Below are 16407 nucleotides of genomic sequence, written 5' to 3'. Positions count from 1 at the left end.
TAGGATGGTTGCCAAAGATTAAACCCTAAAAACGGCTCAATATTATGGTTAATCCTAACGATCCGAACTCTGAATCAGGTGGAATCCCTTCTTCAGAACCAGGCTCGGATCCTAGTAGTGCTCAGAGTGCCGATTCAGGCCCTATTTCTGACGAGTTATTTGACTCGTTGTCAGAACTGTTAGGAGATACCCCTGCCACCGATGAGCCTGCCTCTCTACCGGATTTAGACTCCTGGTCTGAGGCACCCACTGAACCCCCGTCTGCCCCGGAAGAGCTGGGATCCATTCTCGGCGATACGACAATGATTCAGATGGGGCCAGATGTAGAAACGCCACCCTTAGAAGAGCTGAGTGCCATTGGCGATAGTTTGGAATCGGCTGATTCGCCTGAACTGCCACTAGTTGGAGAGGATGAAGGAACTCAGCCTCTTGATGCCTGGTCAGAGACGCCATCAGACTTTAGCTCTCCTATCCTGGGTGACTTGGACAGGCCTGGAGATCTCACCCCTGAGGTCAGTGATCTACCAGACCCCGATCTGCCCGATATAGCTGCCGCAGCATCAGCAGAGTCAGCCGATATTTTGTCTGATCCTTTTGCCACTTCTTCAGGTGAGCTGCCTGTCGATTTAAATCCTGAAGTCGGTGAGCCATCAGACCCCAGTCTCCCAGACATCGCAGCATCGACCAGTGCAGCAGATACCCTTTCTGATCCTTGGGCTGAACAAGCTGCTGAACCACAACAGCCTATTACCCCACTGAGCGCAGAGATTGGAGAACCAACCCTAATTCAGCCACCTGACGTTCCAACCATCAGTGAGCCTGTTGAAGAGCTCATATCTCTAGATTCCACGCCAGACGAGAGTCCACTGCCTGATCCTTGGACGGATGAAGTCGAGCCTGCTCACCCTGAAGAGGTGATACCAGAAATTTCGACCCCAGAAACGACAGATTTCTCAGGATCCGATAGTCCTCCCGTGGCTGATTTTGCGGTCGATGTGTCTGCTGGTGCTGAAATACCAGTGGTGGAACCTGGGATAGAAGAACTATCAACGCCAGAAGATCAACCCTTAACAGTGGGTGAAGATTCTCCTACGAGTGATGACTTACCTGTAGCGGATTCATCATTCTCCATCGATCCAGGAACTCCCCTAGACAGTGAGGCAACGCCTTTAGCGCCCAGTGCAGGGTTTATCAGTTCTGATATGGCAGAAGTTCCTACGAGTGAAGCAGACTCTGATCCCAGTGATCCTGTTGAACCAGATAGCTCCGCAGCTGATATCCCTGCTGTCATACCTCCGTTAGGAGGGGTAACAGGCGATAGTGTTGCCATGCCTGAAGCGGATGGACTTGAGTCCATACCCGCCTTAGAAAGTGATGGTGAACCTGAGGTTGCCTCTGCACCAGCACCAGCTCCTGTGCCAGCACCAGCTCCTGTGGCTGTAGGCGCAGCCTCTTCAACCCGTTCTTCTTCTGGAGCAAATGCAGGTGATTTAGGCGCGTTAAGCGATAAGTTACCCCTTAACCGCGTTCAGGCCGTTGGTTTATTGGTCGCCATGTCAACTTTAGGCACCATTACTTATTTTGGAGTGACTGGCAATCAGCAGGAACCTTCTCAAACACCGACTTCTGATCCATTGGTATCTTCTTCGCCTCTGAACCCTAATCAATCTGGCAATAGCCCAGGCAACTCGCCTATTGCCAGTGCTCCTACTGCTAGCGAGGATGCTCCTGCCGGTGCGAATACGCCTGGACAGCCGCCCACCAATCAAACAGCAGTCGTTCCTAGTCCTACAGAGGCAATCGGCGGTATTGGTGCGCCTGAGGTGATTCCCTCACAGCTTGATATTTCTGATGTTCCTGAGGATCATTGGGCCTATCCTTTTATTGCGAAGCTCCATGCTCAAGGGATTATTCCGGATTACCCTGATGGCAAGTTTCAGCCGGACAAGCCGGTAACTCGGGCAGAATTAGCGGCCCAAATTCAACGGGCTTTTGTTGATGAACCTGGGCAGCGCTCTTTGACTTTCTCTGATATCGCGACGGATTATTGGGCTGCAGACGCCATTGAAGGAGCGGTGGATAAGAAATTTATGAGCGGATATCCGGAAGGAGATTTCCAACCGGATAAGCTTGTGCCTCGTTATGAGGTGCTAGTCGCTTTAGTGAGTGGCCTAGAACTAGAGATTCCCACATCTCCAGACTCTAGCCTGCAGCGTTTTCAAGATCAGGGCCAACTCCCTGATTGGTCAAAAGGCAAAATTGCGGCCTCAACCCAAGAAAGCATTGTGGTTAGTCATCCTGATCCAGGGCTCCTCACACCAGAGACCAATGCGACTCGGGCAGAAGTCGCCGCCATGATTTACCAAGCGCTGGTGCAATCAGGGCGGCTAGAACCGATTGAGTCTGAGTATGTGGTGACGCCAGATTCTTAAGGGATGATCAGGTTATGGGATGAAAATAAAAGGCTAATCCTAACACCGCATAGGTGGCTAGGAGCAATGTTCCTTCCAACCAGTTGGACTGACCGTCTGAGCTAATGGAATTGGCAATCAATACCGATACGGCAACCGCGACTAATTCAAAAGGATTAAAGTCCAAGTCCATGGGTTGACCAATCACCCAGCCCGCTAAAACTAAAGCAGGTGCCACAAATAGAGCAATTTGCATACTGGAGCCGACGGCGACGGACACAGACAAATCCATCTTGTCTTTCATGGCCACGGTGACGGCGGTGGCATGCTCAGCGGCGTTGCCAATAATGGGCAGTAAAATCACCCCGGTGAATAGGGGGGTCAATCCCAGTTGCTCGGTGGCCGCTTCTAAGCTACCTACTAAAAATTCGGATTCAACGGCAACCGCTAGGGTGGCTGCTAGCAACACACCAATCCATAGTCGTAGGTTACTAGAACCTTCTTCATGGGTCTCTTCTTCTTCTGACTCCATTCCCGCAACCCCGACATCAAACAAGTAGGTGTGGGTTTTCATGGAGAACAGGAGGGTTAAGCCATAGACACCAATCAGCACGATGGCGACGGCAATGGAAAGATTCTGAAGAACCTGACTCTCGATGCCTTCTGCCGAGAACTTAATGGCCGTTGGCAACAGAATCGCAATGACGGCTAAGTTCATTGATGATGCATTGACACGAGCAACAACGGGCTGAAAGGTCTGTTCTTTGTAGCGGAGTCCACCCAGCAACATGGACAGTCCCATCACCAATAGCAAGTTGCCCAGAATAGAACCGGTAATACTGGCTTTGACCACATCAACCAATCCGGCCTGCAGTGCAATAAAAGCAATGATCAGTTCAGTTGCATTGCCAAAGGTTGCATTAAGCAGGCCACCTGCTGAAGGACCAATAACTACAGCAATTTCTTCCGTCGCTGCTCCCATCCATGCTGCTAAAGGCACAATGGCTAGCGCTGAAGTCGCAAACAGCGGGAGCGGTCCCCACTCTAAAAGGTCTGCTGCAATGGAGACAGGGATAAACAGCAGTAAGACAATAAAAATTCGATTTTTGAGAGTCACAATTGCAGATGATTTGGGTTTACAAGTACATCAAAATCAATTTGGAAAAATTGGGTTTCCCGGTGATTGGTTTGAGGTCATCAGGAGCATTTTGGTGGGAATCGAGCTGATCCCATAGTAAATATAAAGACTTTACCCATAATGCCCGAATAAACTCTTAAGATATCTTGCAAATTCCCCTATTCCCAAATGGGATCGCCTAGGTTATAGCCACAGACAGGTTAGCAGTTTCTTTGCCTCCATAGAATCTAATCAATACTACGTCCGGCTTCACTACATAAAGGACCCATCCATTATTTTTCTTTTGGCTTCGCTGCATCCTCACTATTCAAACTGATCTGGATGTTCAGGTTTGGAATCCAGCTTCAAGCGAGCGCTTAATCATTCCGCATCAACGCTAAATCTCTTCATCCACGGCGGTTTTTTTGATATGAATACAACTTCTTATATTCCTGAGAATACGGGACAGGAAAAGGCGACCTTTGATGTCCCTACTCCGTTACGATCTCAAGCTAATCCATTAGAGAAAGCTGAGGGCGTTTATGTGACCTTACATGGTCATTTTTATCAGCCTCCTCGAGAGAATCCTTATTTAGGCACTATCGAACGGCAATCGAGTGCTGCGCCTTTCCATGACTGGAATGAGCGCATTTATCACGAGTGCTATCGCCCCAATGCGTTTGCTCGCATTTTTAACGACCAAGGCGAAGTCGTCAACATCGTCAATAATTTTGAATATCTCAGCTTCAATATTGGTCCCACTTTGATGAGCTGGTTGGAAACCTACGATACAGAGGTTTACCAGCGCATCATTGAGGCAGATCGCAAGAGCTGTGAACGACTGCAAGGCCACGGCAATGGGATCGCACAGGTATATAACCACATCATCATGCCTTTGGCCAACCACCAGGACAAGGTGACCCAAGTGCGATGGGGGAAAGCAGATTTTCAAGCCCGGTTTGGCCGGGACCCTGAGGGCATGTGGCTGGCAGAGGCCGCTGTCGACCAGGCCACCATTGAGGTGCTGATTGAGGAAGGGATTCGGTTTATTATTTTGGCCCCCTCCCAAGCGCAACGCTGCCGTCCGATACCTGGTATTGCTAGCGATACCAACGATACGCCTGACTGGGAAGAAGTGGGTGGGGGGCAGATTGACCCGACGCGCCCCTATCGCTGTTACCTTCCAGGAGATCGAGATCGCTACATCGATATTTTCTTTTACGATGGCCCTATCTCTCGGGACATTGGCTTTAATGCGGTACTCAGTAGTTCTCAGAATTTGGCCAATCGATTGGGGCAGGCGGTACGGTCTGATCGCAAGCCGTCTCAACTAATTTCTATTGCCACAGATGGTGAAACCTTTGGGCACCACAAACGCGATACGGAAAAAGCGATCGCCTATGCGTTTCACGATACCTTCCCCCAATTGGGATGGACCGTCACCAACTATGCCCATTACTTGAGTCTGCATCCTCCCACTTGGGAAGTTCAGCTCAAACCTGTGACCGCCTGGAGCTGTGGTCATGGGGTCGATCGTTGGCAAGATGACTGTGGGTGTGGTGGAGAAGGCAGCCTTTGGCATCAAAAATGGCGCCGTCCTTTAAGAGATGCCTTAGATTGGCTACGGGATCAGCTTAGCGATATCTATCAAGAACTGGGTACGCTCCTGTTTGAAGATCCCTGGGAAACCCGGAATCGCTATATCGAGATTATGGGACAGTTCCCTCAACAGGCGCAGCTCGATCCATCTGCAGGGACTGATCCCCTTCAAGCCTTCCTCAATACCCACCAAAATCATGAACTCTCTCTAGAAGAGCGGGTAGATGCCTTGCGGTTATTGGAGATGCAGCGCCATAGCCTGCTGATGTATACCAGTTGTGGTTGGTTCTTTGCCGAACTCTCACGACCAGAAGGGGTGCAAATTCTCCGATATGCAGCTCGTGCGGTTGACTTAGCAGCGGATGTCGCTGGGATCAGCCTAGAGCCCGAGTTCATAAAGCGCTTGGCTTTAGCCCCCAGCAATGTTGATCTATTTGAGACGGGAGCAGGTGTATACCAGCAGCTGGTGATTCCATCTCAAATTGACGTACAGGCTGTGGCTGCCCACTATGCCATCACCTCGCTGTTCAATCCCTATCCCCCACAGCACCCCTATTTCTCCTACCAAGCGGAGCAGGTTGATTATCAGATTCAGCGCTTAGGCTCCCTTTCCTTAGCTATTGGCCAACTGCAGCTCACCTCCAATGTCACGTCTGAATCAGAACATCTGGTGTTTTGCGTTCTCCATTTAGGTGGCTGGGACTTTCATTGTGGCGTGCAGCTCTTTAGTGGCCGCAAGCACTATGGTGAGATGAAGGCCAAGTTGTTTAATACCCTGCAACAGGCCAGTGCCACTAATATTGTGTTGGCCATATCCGATACCTTTGGTCATCAGCACTATGGCCTCCATGACCTTCTACCCGAAGAGCGTCATCGGATTATCTCTCTCCTCTCCCAAGAGACCTTAAGTCGCCTCAATCAGCTCTATACCCAAGTTTATCGAGATAACTATGGGGTATTGATGGCCTTCCAATACGATGACCTGGAAGTGCCTCCTGAATTGCTAACGGCCGCTCAAGTTGCCCTTAACCATCGTGCCTTAAATACCCTTAAAGGGCTAGAAAAGGAGATGAGTGATCCAGAGCTAGAAACCTCCCAGGTGGGAGCCAGTTATTTGGCAGAACTCGCTGCGATCGCAACCGAAGCGGAGCAAGCGGGTTGTCGTCTCAAGCTGGATGCCGTCTACCCCTTACTCGAAGATTTAATTCTTCGTCTGTTATGGCAACTGTTCCATCATGTTGAGGTGGACTTATCTCCCCATCGGATTCAGCGTCTACAAACCTTGCTCAATTTGGTCCATCAACTTCAGCTCGATATCCATCTTGACCGGGCTCAAGAACTTTACTTACGTTGTCTGCAAGAGCAGATGACCCTCTTGAATCACAGTCAAGCTATCACTCAAGCTCAATTGTTGGCGCAGAACAACGATTCTAGATCGGGGCAGGATCTATCTCAGGATGATCCATTGTCGATGGATCAAATGCGCCAACTTCTCCAGTTGGGCCGCAAGCTAGCCATCGATGTTCAGCCTTGGTTGGACAGCTATCAGTAACGCTTACTTTACGGATTGGCTAGCAGGCACAATGGATGACGGTGTGGATTGGTGGAGCTGTAAAGCACTTTGCTGAGTGGCATGTAATTGCCAAATCGCTAATCCACCCGCCAAAATTGTTCCTGCTAACGACCCCAGCAATACCTTGTTTTGAGTTTTTAATCGACGAATTTGAGTCGTTTTTTGCTCCATTGGTGTTGGCAAAGCTGTAACCTTAAACGACTCCATCAATACTTTGTTTTGAGTTTTTAATGGACGAGTTTGGGTGATGTTTTTCTCCATCGATGTTGGCAAAGTATCAGATGATGGTTGATTCTCTATAGGGAACTCGGGTTCGCTTGGAGCAGCAGACTCGGCTGATATAAGCGGATTTATAGAGATGCTTTCTACTTCAGGCTCCGCTGCTTTGTTTGGTGTTGTATCTGTTCCGTAGGTGGGTGAGTTTGGAGGATGCTGATCAACGGCATTCTCGCTGCCTGAGGATTGTGGCTCAGCTTGTAAACCATCAGCAGAAGAGGCTATTACCTGGGGTTGGTCTTCTTGCCTGTCTGTTGCACCGTTCATGGGAGCGATTGATATGCCAGGTGCTTTCCCTTGGAGGATAGCCGTTCCTGCAGATGTGGCCGATTCCTCTGGGATGGAAGTCTCGTCTAACTGGCTTGGAGGTGTTTGATCAGCTGGGAATGCTTTGTCTGTCGAGATCGGAGCGGGGTCAACCTTGGGGGCCGTCTCTTGCGGCTGAACGGTTTTGGCTTTTGGGGTAGGGAAAGCGACTTTCCGCGTTAGCCAATTCACAATTAATTCAGGACAATTTTTCTTAAACCAGTAGTAGCCATAGCGTTTAGCGATAGGCTTTGACATTCCTGCCAGGGTCTTAGTGAATTGGTTTATAGAATCGTTTTGAACCTTTTTATTAATGAAATTAACGGCCCCCACATCGTAAAGGCACTCAATAATCAGCTTGATCGTGGTTTCTTCATTTTCAGTTAAATGTTGTAGCAGGACTAATACATCCTGCATGCGCTGCTGCTCCCGCTTTTTTTCTTCGGGGCTTTTAGACACCATCATAGACTTGGTTCTGGAATGGAGAATGGGGATATCGTTATTATGAGCGGCACAAGAGTGATCCGTAAACTGATCCCACGGTAGAGAATGCTGCTCACCCAAGGTCAAGTCATCTAGACCCAGACCAAGCGCTTATATATAGGATTCCCAGAGGCCCGATAAACTCATGGATGTCAGCTAAAGACCGATTTGTTTAAAGAGAAAAATTGTCTTCAAATTCCTTGCGGGTCATCGGTTGTGAAACGATGAGTCCATCACCGGATAAAACCTCTAAGGGCTCTCCATCAATGGAGATCCAAATGGCTTCCTTTGGATCAAGACTACTGGCGGTGTAGACAATCTGGCCTAGGCGAGCCTGCATCGATTTGGTCCCACCGCCGGTGGTGAATTCCCTAGACAAATCAATGCGAACACCATCATCTTTTAATTTCAGGCTATTCAGCTGAGTCTTTTCAGGAATCGCATTAGTTTTGTCGGCATTTGCCGGTCCCTCCAACAGCCGTTTGAAAGCGGCGGTCAGTTGTTCCTCAGACGTGGCGTTCTCTAAATTATCTAGTGGTAGCTTGGTGGGTTCTAATACCAGTTGCTCTTGATCTTTATAGGCAATCCAATAAACCGCCAGTTCAGGTTTGGCAACAGCAGGTTCAGGATCGGTTTGTTCCGGTTGAGGAGAAACCGTAGGCGAGGGACTCGTTTCTGTTGATGTCTGTTGTGGCTGGCAGCCAAACCCTCCCAACACTAAGGTGATGCCAACCAGCCCTCCCCAGAACCGCCTACTTTGGTACCGTAGTTGTGCCATTTTTGGACTTCATCCTCTATGAATACATCGATCTAGTTCGGGAGAACAGGGGGCCATCAAGTCTAGCCTAACTCAAGGAATTTAATCTGGGTTTGCCGGTGGACACTCTAGCAAAATGACACCGTATAGTACCCCTTAACTCACGTTATTCGATTAAAGAAACTGGTATAACTGCTCTTGAGTTTAGATAACAGCAAATGTCAAAACTATTGTCCCAGAATTAGCCCATATAATGACGGATTTACAGATGATGAAGTTCCAAAGGTTGGGACTTCTAGTAGGGGCTAATCAGGACAGAATCCTTAAGTAGAAATGGCTTTCGCTAAATATTCTTTAAGGGTGGGTAAAACTTGATCTAACGGGATTTGATGCGCGTCATGGGTGGCTCGTTCAACTATCTCAACTTTGCCTTCTTTCAAGGATCGTCCCGTCACAATTCGATAGGGAATGCCGATTAAATCGGCATCTTTGAATTTAACACCCGCTCGTTCAGTCCGATCGTCTAGCAAGGCTTCTATGCCTGCGGCATTGAGCTCGCTGTAGAGTTTCTCAGCAGCTTCAACCTGGTCGCTATCTTTGCCATTGGGAATAATAATGATGGCGTGATACGGTGCGATCGCAACCGGCCAGACAATCCCATCTTTGTCATAGGACTGTTCCACTGCTGCTTGGGCCAGGCGAGAAACTCCGACACCATAGCAGCCCATCACTAACGGCTGTTCTTTACCTGCTTCATTGGTATAGGTTGCGCCTAATGCTTGGGAATACTTGGTACCTAACTGGAAAATATGACCAATTTCAATGCCACGAGCTGTTTGCAGGGTTTGTTTAGCATCATGTACGGCTCGATCTCCCACCTGAGCAGTGCGGATGTCTACCACCTGTTCCGGTAAAGGAATATCAGTTTTCCAGTTGCTCCCGACGGTGTGGAACCCAATTTCATTGGCACCCGTAACGAAATCCTTGAGTTCTACAGCAGTTTGGTCCACTAAGCGGACAAACTTACCATGCACCTGTTTGGATTTTTGAATATAGCTATCTGCTAAATCAGGAGCGATATAGCCTAGAGGTAGCGGTTGGCTAGCCCATTTGGTCGCTCCTTCCGCAACATTCAAAGCAATTAAGGCTTTGCCTTTCACCAATTCCCCTAATTTGACCATCTCATTTTGCAACTTTACTTCATTGACCGCCTGGTCGCCGCGAAGGCTCACTAAAGCCAAGATCGTCTGACCGTTGTCGTACACCGCTTCATAAAGAACTGTTTTCACCACCTGAGTGGAAGAACATTGTAAGCACTCACAGAGTTTGATAATGGTATCGGTTCCGGGTGTTTCTCGTTTTTCAAAGGTTTTAAATGGAGAAGGCTGAGCATCTGTGGGCAGAGAACTTGCTTTCTCGACATTGGCGGCATAATTGCCATCTTCCGTGTAGAGAACCTCATCTTCTCCAGCTTCAGCCAATACCATAAACTCTTGGGATCCAGAGCCGCCAATGGCTCCAGAATCTGCATCTACGGCCCGATAAGCTAAGCCAGATCGCCGTAGGATATTGCAATAAGCGTCATGCATCTTACTGTAAATAGCTTTGAGATCGGCCTCGTCCGTCGAGAAGGAATATGCATCCTTCATAATGAACTCCCGTCCCCGCATCAGGCCAAACCGAGGGCGAATCTCATCGCGGAATTTGGTTTGAATTTGATAAAGGTTTAAAGGTAACTGACGGTAGGATCGAATCATATCTCTAGCGACCGCAGTAATCACCTCTTCGTGGGTTGGTCCTAACCCCAACTCCCGGTCCTGGCGATCCTGGAAGGCAAACATGATTCCTTCTGCTTGCGTATACGTCTCCCATCGACCTGATTCTTGCCATAGCTCAGCGGGTTGGATCTGAGGCAACAAACATTCTTGAGCCCCAGTCGCATCCATTTCCTCCCGGACAATCTGAGACACCTTTTGCAACACGCGCCACATCAACGGTAAATAGGCATAAATCCCACTGCCTATTCGGCGAATATACCCGGCCCGCAAGAGTAATTTATGGCTGGGGATTTCTGCTTCCGCTGGGTCTTCTCGCAGCGTCACAAACAGCATTTGAGATAGCCGCATGGTGTCCTCTTAAGCTTCAGTTTTGCCTTATCAGTCTAGACGATTAGACTATGACTTTAATCTTGTCCTGCAATCAATCCCAGTTTTGTCTAAAACAGGGGTATATCAGTGTTGTACAGTTACAGTTATGTATAACGAAGAAGACCTCAGCCTCCTAGACAACGAGGACAATTTAGAAAGTCCGCTGGATCACATGGCCGCAGTCGATGATCCTGCGGCAGAAGCGGCAAAGCCAGATGTCGAAGAGATGCTGCAATTCTTAGCATCGCCTGATGTGACGCAACGCATGATCGCAGCGAGAGCATTTTGTGAGTTGCAAGACTGTAGAGCAATTCCTTATTTGATTCAATTGTTAGCTGATGCCTGTCCTCTAGTTCGGGTCAGTGCAGCTTACGCTTTGGGGCGAAACCCTAGTGATACAGCTGTTCTTCCCCTGATCCATCAATTCAATCAAGATTGGAATGGCTATGTTCGTAAAGGGGTTGTGTGGGCTTTAGGCAATTGTCGAGATCAGCGAGTCCTTGCCCCTTTAGTGGATGCTCTTGAGAATGACATCTCAGCTGTTCGCCTCTGGGCTGCCAGTTCTCTGGGACAACTCTCCGAAATCGATGCTGATGTCGCTGCTGCTGCTATCCCTGCTGTGATGCATGCCCTACAAACTGAATCCATGGCTCCCGTCCGCAGTAACTGTGCTTGGTCTCTAGGACAATTGAGCAAAGTGCTGGTAACAGGCAATCTCTATGATCAAGCGATTGCAGCCATGATCAAAGCCCTCAGTGATGGCGATCTGGGTGTTCAAGAGGATGCCAAGAGTTCCTTACTCAAGCTTGGAGATCCAACAGGACTACAGGCGATAGAAGAATTAGAGAGTATGGGGTTGTTGTAAGGTATCCGCCATCTCTCCCTGCAGTAGAGGATTAGTGGCAGAGAGTTCCTGGAATGTTGGCCTATGACTGATATTGGTTCCATTGCTAGGGACCGTAAGGTCATGGTTATTAATCACCGCTCCGTTGGGGGTGATAGCCTCCATCATCAGCGTTAGGAAATCAAATAAGCGGTTAATCGATTCGTGATGACCATATTGTTGCGGATCAATGCTGGGTAAAGGCTTTGCCAAGGGCTGACCATCCTCGGGCTCAAGCATCATGTATGTTTCTTCATAGACTCGCCAAAGATCAAGTTGTAGTCGTTCTTTATCAATGCTTGCTGCGGTAGTCAATCGCAGCAGAATGGTGCCATCTGGATTATGTTCTAACCGCTGAATTTTGACGGGCTGGCAGCTTGGTTGGGTTTGTAACCATTGGAGACTGTAAGTTAACGCGGCCCAATGGACATCCTTAGGTAGCCCCAGGGTAAGCGTGGCTTGAGCTTCAGTAAAAAAGTATTTCACTTCCCCGGGCTCAAAACAACCTGTTTGGGGGATGCGTTCCTGCTGATTGTTGCGTTGATAGGCATAGTCACAGACAACATCTACTAAGGTTGTGGTGGCATTAGGGCTTATATCTTCCAAGCAAACCCCAGTCAGGGTAGCCGCGGAAAAATTGGTACCAAACAGGCGGCAGCGAGTTAAGTTGGTGTCCCGTAGATTTGCTTCCTTGAGTGACGCTTGTTGCAGATCGGCCTCACTCAGATCGGCACCTGTTAAATTAGCAAAGGACAGGTCTACTTCACAACCATCGACTCGACTAAAGTTCGCTTTTACACATTGTCCGTTCTTGAGATTAGTGTTGCGTAAATCAGCGCCTCTAAAATTCACCTCAATCGCAATACTTTTACTTAAATTGGCATCTCGTAATAGGGCAGAGCTTAAGTTAGAGAAACTCAAGTCTGTTTTGCTCAAATTAGCGCCTTTTAAGTTAGCGCCTTTTAAGCTGGCTTCACTCATAAAAGCCCGACTTAAATTGATCTGCTGTAATTGGGCTGAATCCAGCTTAGCCTGGGTCAAATTAGCCTTAATCCCATTGGCTTCTGATAAGTCTGCTTTACTCAGATTCACCTGTCTTAAATCGGCGTAGGGAAAGATAACCTGTACCATACAAGCCTCAATGAGAATGGCTTGGTACAGGGTTGCTTCAATCAGCGTTGCCCCCTGTAACCGGGCAAAACTCAAATCTGCTTTCGTTAAATCTGCTCGGCTGAAATTAACTCGACTGAGATTGGCCTCGCTCAAGAAGGCATCACTTAGATCACTACCGGCTAAAAAAGCACCACTGAGATTGGCCAAGCTGAGATTAGCCCGACTCAAATTAGCATTGATTAAATTAATGTCTTTTAAATCCTGTTCACTCAGGTCTACACCACTCAAATCTGGTTTGACCCTAGGATTTTGTTTACGCCACTGGTTCCAATGATTAACACCACGTTTAATCATACGGACATGGTTAGTATTGGCCATAGCGGGGGATAAGCAAATGAATAGTCATCAGTGTCTTTAACCTCTATATTTTGAGTCTGTGGATTGACTCGTTGTCATCCCCCGGTGAACCACAGTCTTCAAAATAGTTTTACCTCAATACTAACTATCCTTTTAAAACCTCTAAATTAGGTTTAGCTAGTATCTCTATGTAATATAGATCACAAGTCTATTTTGCCCTATTTTTATATTTTTCATTCAGGTTTCAGGCATAGAGCCTTGAATTCAGCGCTTAGCACTCGGTCAATATGTGAAACTTTGCTAGCATTCCCCTATAAATCACTTTTCATCTCTCTTTAAGCTTCTCCCTAGGCTACGGTAAGGAAGGTAGATTACAGTGGTAATAGCTTCAAGACGCAGTTTCTTTGGGCATCTCTGATTGTTTTTTTATGGCTGAGCCCTTAATTGAACTCAAAGGAATTTCTAAAGCCTTTGGTAAACATGTGGTGTTGAATGGGGCGGACCTCACGGTTTATCCAGGTGATGCACTGGCGATTTTAGGTCCTTCAGGGACTGGCAAATCAACGATTCTCAGAATCATTGCGGGTTTGCTTGCGCCTGATAAAGGAGAAGTCTATATCAATGGAAAACGCCGCTGTGGGTCTTTAGATAATTTCGATAACCCTATTCGTATGAGTATGGTGTTCCAGCAGGCAGCGTTGTTTGACTCCCTGACGGTTGAAGAGAATGTGGGGTTTTTCCTGTACCAGAATTCTGCTTTGCCGAGGCAACGTATTCGAGATTTAGTCGATAAAAAATTAGAGGTGGTGGGTTTACCTGGTATTGGGCACCTCTATCCTGCAGAATTGTCTGGAGGTATGCGGAAACGGGTGAGTTTTGCCAGAGCTATTTTGGATAATCCAGATGATGACTTAGATGATCCTAAAATTTTGCTCTACGATGAACCCACGGCAGGCCTCGATCCCATTGCTTCTACCATGATCGAAGATTTGATCTTAGAACTACAACGCTCTTCTGGCTGTGAGACCTATGCCATTGTTACCCATCAAAACAGTACGATTCGCCGTAATGGCAAACGATTGGTACTGCTTTATCAAGGTCAAGTGCAATGGCAAGGGATTTGGGATGAAATCGAGACGTCGGATAATCCCTATCTACAGCAATTTATGAGTGGAAGTGTGCAAGGCCCCATGGACTTGGTGGGAGATTACTTGTAGCACGAGAACACCGAATAATAGTTAGCTAACGTCACCGATGAGGGGCAGTATGAGAACGCGAGCGGTACGAGAAGGGACAGTGGGATTGCTAGTAATCTTTGGCCTAGGGCTCGTAACGAGTTTAATTTTTTGGGTGCGTGGTTTTAACTTTGGCGGTAAAGCTTACACTTTGCAAGTGGAGTTAGCGGATGCTTTAGGGTTAAGCATTGGTAGTCCGGCTAAGTTTAGAGGGGTAAAGGTAGGGCATATTACGCGAATGCGGCCCCAGGCAAATCGGGTGGTGGTTGAAGTAGAAATCACGTCTAGTACCGTATTGATTCCTCGACAAACAAAAGTTGAGACGAGCCAGTCAGGGTTTGTGGGACAGGCTGCCTTAGAGTTTCGACCGATTGAAGTTGAGTTCAGTGATGCCTCTTTAGAAGATTTAAGTCCATTTGAGCCAGACTGTGATCCTCGAATGATTCTATGTCAAGGGGATCGTCTGACAGGGGATTCCGGTAATAACTTGGAGGAACTCATTCGTGCCACGATGCAAATCGCGACGCAATTAGGAGGTACAGATTTAAAGGCTACCCTCAATAATTTATCTCAGGCGTCCAAAGATATTAGCCAACTCAGTAAAGATACGAAGGTTGCCCTAACGGATGTGTCTCGTGCTGCCCGCAGTGTGACCCAGCTCAGTTTGGATACCCGTAAACAGCTGCGACAGTTTGGTGTTGCTGCTGAATCGGTGACGGCAGCAGCGCAACAATTCAATCAATTAGGGGGTGAAGTGAATACCCTGGTGAAGGGGAATAAAGGCACCTTAGTTACCTCCCTGCAGAACTTGCAAGAGACGAGCCAAGAGCTGAAGGTTGTGGTGACTCGTTTGAGTCCTTTGCTCAGCCGGGTTGAACAAGGCAAGCTGTTAGATAACCTAGAAACCTTGGCGGCTAATGGTGCTCAAGCCTCTGAAACTCTCAAACTTTTGACGACGGATGTGAATAATCCTGCCACTGTGTCGGAGTTGCGCCAAACATTGAAATCGGCTCGAGAGACTTTGGATAATGCCAGCCAAATCACCTCGGATCTTAAAGACATTACCGGCAATGAAGAGGTGAGGCAAAATTTAATTCGCTTAATTAACGGGTTGGGCAAGCTGCTATCTTCTAGCCAGGACTTGGAACAACAAATGCAAGGGTCTCAGAAGGCTCCGCTCACGTCTGCTTTTCCTCGATCGGAACCTCAATCGACGCTCCCTCAGAATTGACTGTTTCCTGCCAGCCTGCGAATGTTACGGTGAAGGGGGTAAACGATTCCTCTCAGTTGCAGGCAACCTATTTCTATGTCTTTTGATCGCTCCCAGTGGACTGCCGTTATTACCGGTGCGATCGCACTGCTGTTAGGAATTGGCTATCTGGTATTGGTCCAGGTGCTAGATTCTCGGGGGGAGATGTTGCCAGCCCCGATTAGTACGCTTCAGCTGGGCTGGGATGCTTGTTCTCACTGGATTTCTTGCTGGGGTAGTAGCGGCCGGATATTGTAAATCCTAAGGCTATTAGCTATATTAGTAGTAGGTGAGATATCTCTAAATAATTAATTAGCAGCTTTTTAACTTCATTAATCCGATTTTTCAATCTATCTAATTTGTGCAGTGGCGTATCCCCCATTAGACAATCTAGAACATAGCTATGGGATTAATTGAGTGATTGCTTCTTCGCTTCCGCCCAGTGCCCATCGATGGCAGCAAGTCAGCTTCGCATCAACTCTATATCTTTGTCCAATCTTAGACTGCCTCCTTGCGGATATTCCTGTTGCCGAAGAGGCAGAACTCAGGTTAGGCCTGCAAGAGGCGTTAGTTAACGCGGCGAAGCATGGTAACAAGTTGGATCCTTACAAGACCATCTTTGTGCATTTTTCAATCAGCCGTTCTCAGGGTTGGTGGATTATTTCTGATCAAGGTGCAGGGTTTACTCCTCCGGATCAGTGCAAGATGCCCCCGCCCCCACAAAATATTCCTGATGCAGGCTGCGAATGTGGACGAGGTTTATACATTCTCCACCAGATTTTTGATCAGGTGTATTGGAACGGTGATGGGACGGAGCTTAGGTTGTTCAAAGCAATAAAATCTGAAGCTGATAAACAGCTCGCATGGCAGAATTGAGCCTTTCTCTCAAGACGCTTGAGTC

12 protein-coding genes are annotated in these 16407 nt (G+C 47.9%); 7 read left to right on the top strand and 5 right to left on the bottom strand.

Features of this window, described 5'->3' with window-relative positions:
* Window positions 1-44: 44 nt before the first annotated feature.
* On the top strand, window positions 45-2432 hold the full coding sequence (locus tag I1H34_RS22945; protein ID WP_212663215.1) for an S-layer homology domain-containing protein: 2388 nt from the start codon (window positions 45-47) through the stop codon (window positions 2430-2432).
* Between the two features lie 7 nt (window positions 2433-2439).
* On the opposite strand, the gene cax is transcribed toward I1H34_RS22945, so the two are convergent.
* Window positions 2440-3528, bottom strand: coding sequence for a calcium/proton exchanger (cax, locus tag I1H34_RS22940; RefSeq protein ID WP_212663214.1), 1089 nt, complete (start codon window positions 3526-3528; stop codon window positions 2440-2442).
* A gap of 430 nt (window positions 3529-3958) precedes the next feature.
* Here cax and I1H34_RS22935 point away from each other — a divergent pair, with 430 nt between their 5' ends.
* The gene (locus I1H34_RS22935; protein WP_212663213.1) at window positions 3959-6679 is read left to right on the top strand and encodes a DUF3536 domain-containing protein; all 2721 of its coding nucleotides are present in this window, start codon (window positions 3959-3961) and stop codon (window positions 6677-6679) included.
* 3 nt (window positions 6680-6682) lie between these two features.
* Here the strand turns inward: I1H34_RS22935 and I1H34_RS22930 are convergent, their stop codons facing one another.
* The 3 genes from I1H34_RS22930 to I1H34_RS22920 form a co-directional block, all read right to left on the bottom strand.
* A complete protein-coding gene (locus tag I1H34_RS22930; RefSeq protein ID WP_212663212.1) occupies window positions 6683-7846 on the bottom strand; it encodes a hypothetical protein in 1164 nt (387 codons plus the stop codon).
* A 91-nt stretch (window positions 7847-7937) separates the two neighbouring features.
* Entirely contained in the window at window positions 7938-8543 is a 606-nt protein-coding gene (locus tag I1H34_RS22925) for a GerMN domain-containing protein (RefSeq protein WP_212663211.1), read from the bottom strand.
* A gap of 302 nt (window positions 8544-8845) precedes the next feature.
* Entirely contained in the window at window positions 8846-10648 is a 1803-nt protein-coding gene (locus I1H34_RS22920; protein ID WP_212663210.1) for a proline--tRNA ligase, read from the bottom strand.
* Window positions 10649-10775: 127 nt separating this feature from the next.
* Between I1H34_RS22920 and I1H34_RS22915 the strand changes: the two genes are divergently transcribed.
* Complete coding sequence (locus tag I1H34_RS22915; RefSeq protein ID WP_212663209.1) at window positions 10776-11534, top strand: HEAT repeat domain-containing protein; 759 nt, start codon at window positions 10776-10778, stop codon at window positions 11532-11534.
* Here the strand turns inward: I1H34_RS22915 and I1H34_RS22910 are convergent.
* Window positions 11511-13043 carry a pentapeptide repeat-containing protein gene (locus tag I1H34_RS22910; protein ID WP_212663208.1) on the bottom strand — a complete coding sequence of 511 codons (1533 nt, stop codon included), beginning with the start codon at window positions 13041-13043 and terminating at the stop codon, window positions 11511-11513. The genes I1H34_RS22915 and I1H34_RS22910 overlap by 24 nt on opposite strands.
* A 407-nt stretch (window positions 13044-13450) precedes the next feature.
* Here I1H34_RS22910 and I1H34_RS22905 point away from each other — a divergent pair, with 407 nt between their 5' ends.
* From I1H34_RS22905 to I1H34_RS22890, 4 genes are all read left to right on the top strand, one after another.
* A complete protein-coding gene (locus I1H34_RS22905) occupies window positions 13451-14239 on the top strand; it encodes an ABC transporter ATP-binding protein (protein WP_212663207.1) in 789 nt (262 codons plus the stop codon).
* Between the two features lie 49 nt (window positions 14240-14288).
* On the top strand, window positions 14289-15488 hold the full coding sequence (locus I1H34_RS22900; protein WP_212663206.1) for an MlaD family protein: 1200 nt from the start codon (window positions 14289-14291) through the stop codon (window positions 15486-15488).
* Window positions 15489-15563: 75 nt separating this feature from the next.
* Window positions 15564-15764: a hypothetical protein gene (locus I1H34_RS22895; protein WP_212663205.1), complete on the top strand. Its 201-nt coding sequence runs from the start codon at window positions 15564-15566 to the stop codon at window positions 15762-15764.
* A 159-nt stretch (window positions 15765-15923) separates the two neighbouring features.
* Window positions 15924-16382 (top strand): ATP-binding protein, encoded by a 459-nt coding sequence (locus I1H34_RS22890; protein ID WP_212663204.1) that lies wholly within the window; start codon window positions 15924-15926, stop codon window positions 16380-16382.
* Window positions 16383-16407: the final 25 nt, after the last annotated feature.

The organism is Acaryochloris marina S15 (assembly GCF_018336915.1).
Lineage (GTDB): Bacteria > Cyanobacteriota > Cyanobacteriia > Thermosynechococcales > Thermosynechococcaceae > Acaryochloris > Acaryochloris marina_A.
This window is presented reverse-complemented; position numbering and strand designations above follow the sequence as displayed.

Bases quoted from the DNA above. Each gene is read 5' to 3' on its own strand.
- I1H34_RS22945 (WP_212663215.1), top strand. From the start codon at position 45: ATGGTTAATCCTAACGATCCGAACTCTGAATCAGGTGGAATCCCTTCT.
- I1H34_RS22935 (WP_212663213.1), top strand. From the start codon at position 3,959: ATGAATACAACTTCTTATATTCCTGAGAATACGGGACAGGAAAAGGCG.
- I1H34_RS22925 (WP_212663211.1), bottom strand. From the start codon at position 8,543: ATGGCACAACTACGGTACCAAAGTAGGCGGTTCTGGGGAGGGCTGGTT.
- I1H34_RS22920 (WP_212663210.1), bottom strand. From the start codon at position 10,648: ATGCGGCTATCTCAAATGCTGTTTGTGACGCTGCGAGAAGACCCAGCG.
- I1H34_RS22915 (WP_212663209.1), top strand. From the start codon at position 10,776: ATGTATAACGAAGAAGACCTCAGCCTCCTAGACAACGAGGACAATTTA.
- I1H34_RS22910 (WP_212663208.1), bottom strand. From the start codon at position 13,043: ATGGCCAATACTAACCATGTCCGTATGATTAAACGTGGTGTTAATCAT.
- I1H34_RS22905 (WP_212663207.1), top strand. From the start codon at position 13,451: ATGGCTGAGCCCTTAATTGAACTCAAAGGAATTTCTAAAGCCTTTGGT.
- I1H34_RS22900 (WP_212663206.1), top strand. From the start codon at position 14,289: ATGAGAACGCGAGCGGTACGAGAAGGGACAGTGGGATTGCTAGTAATC.
- I1H34_RS22895 (WP_212663205.1), top strand. From the start codon at position 15,564: ATGTCTTTTGATCGCTCCCAGTGGACTGCCGTTATTACCGGTGCGATC.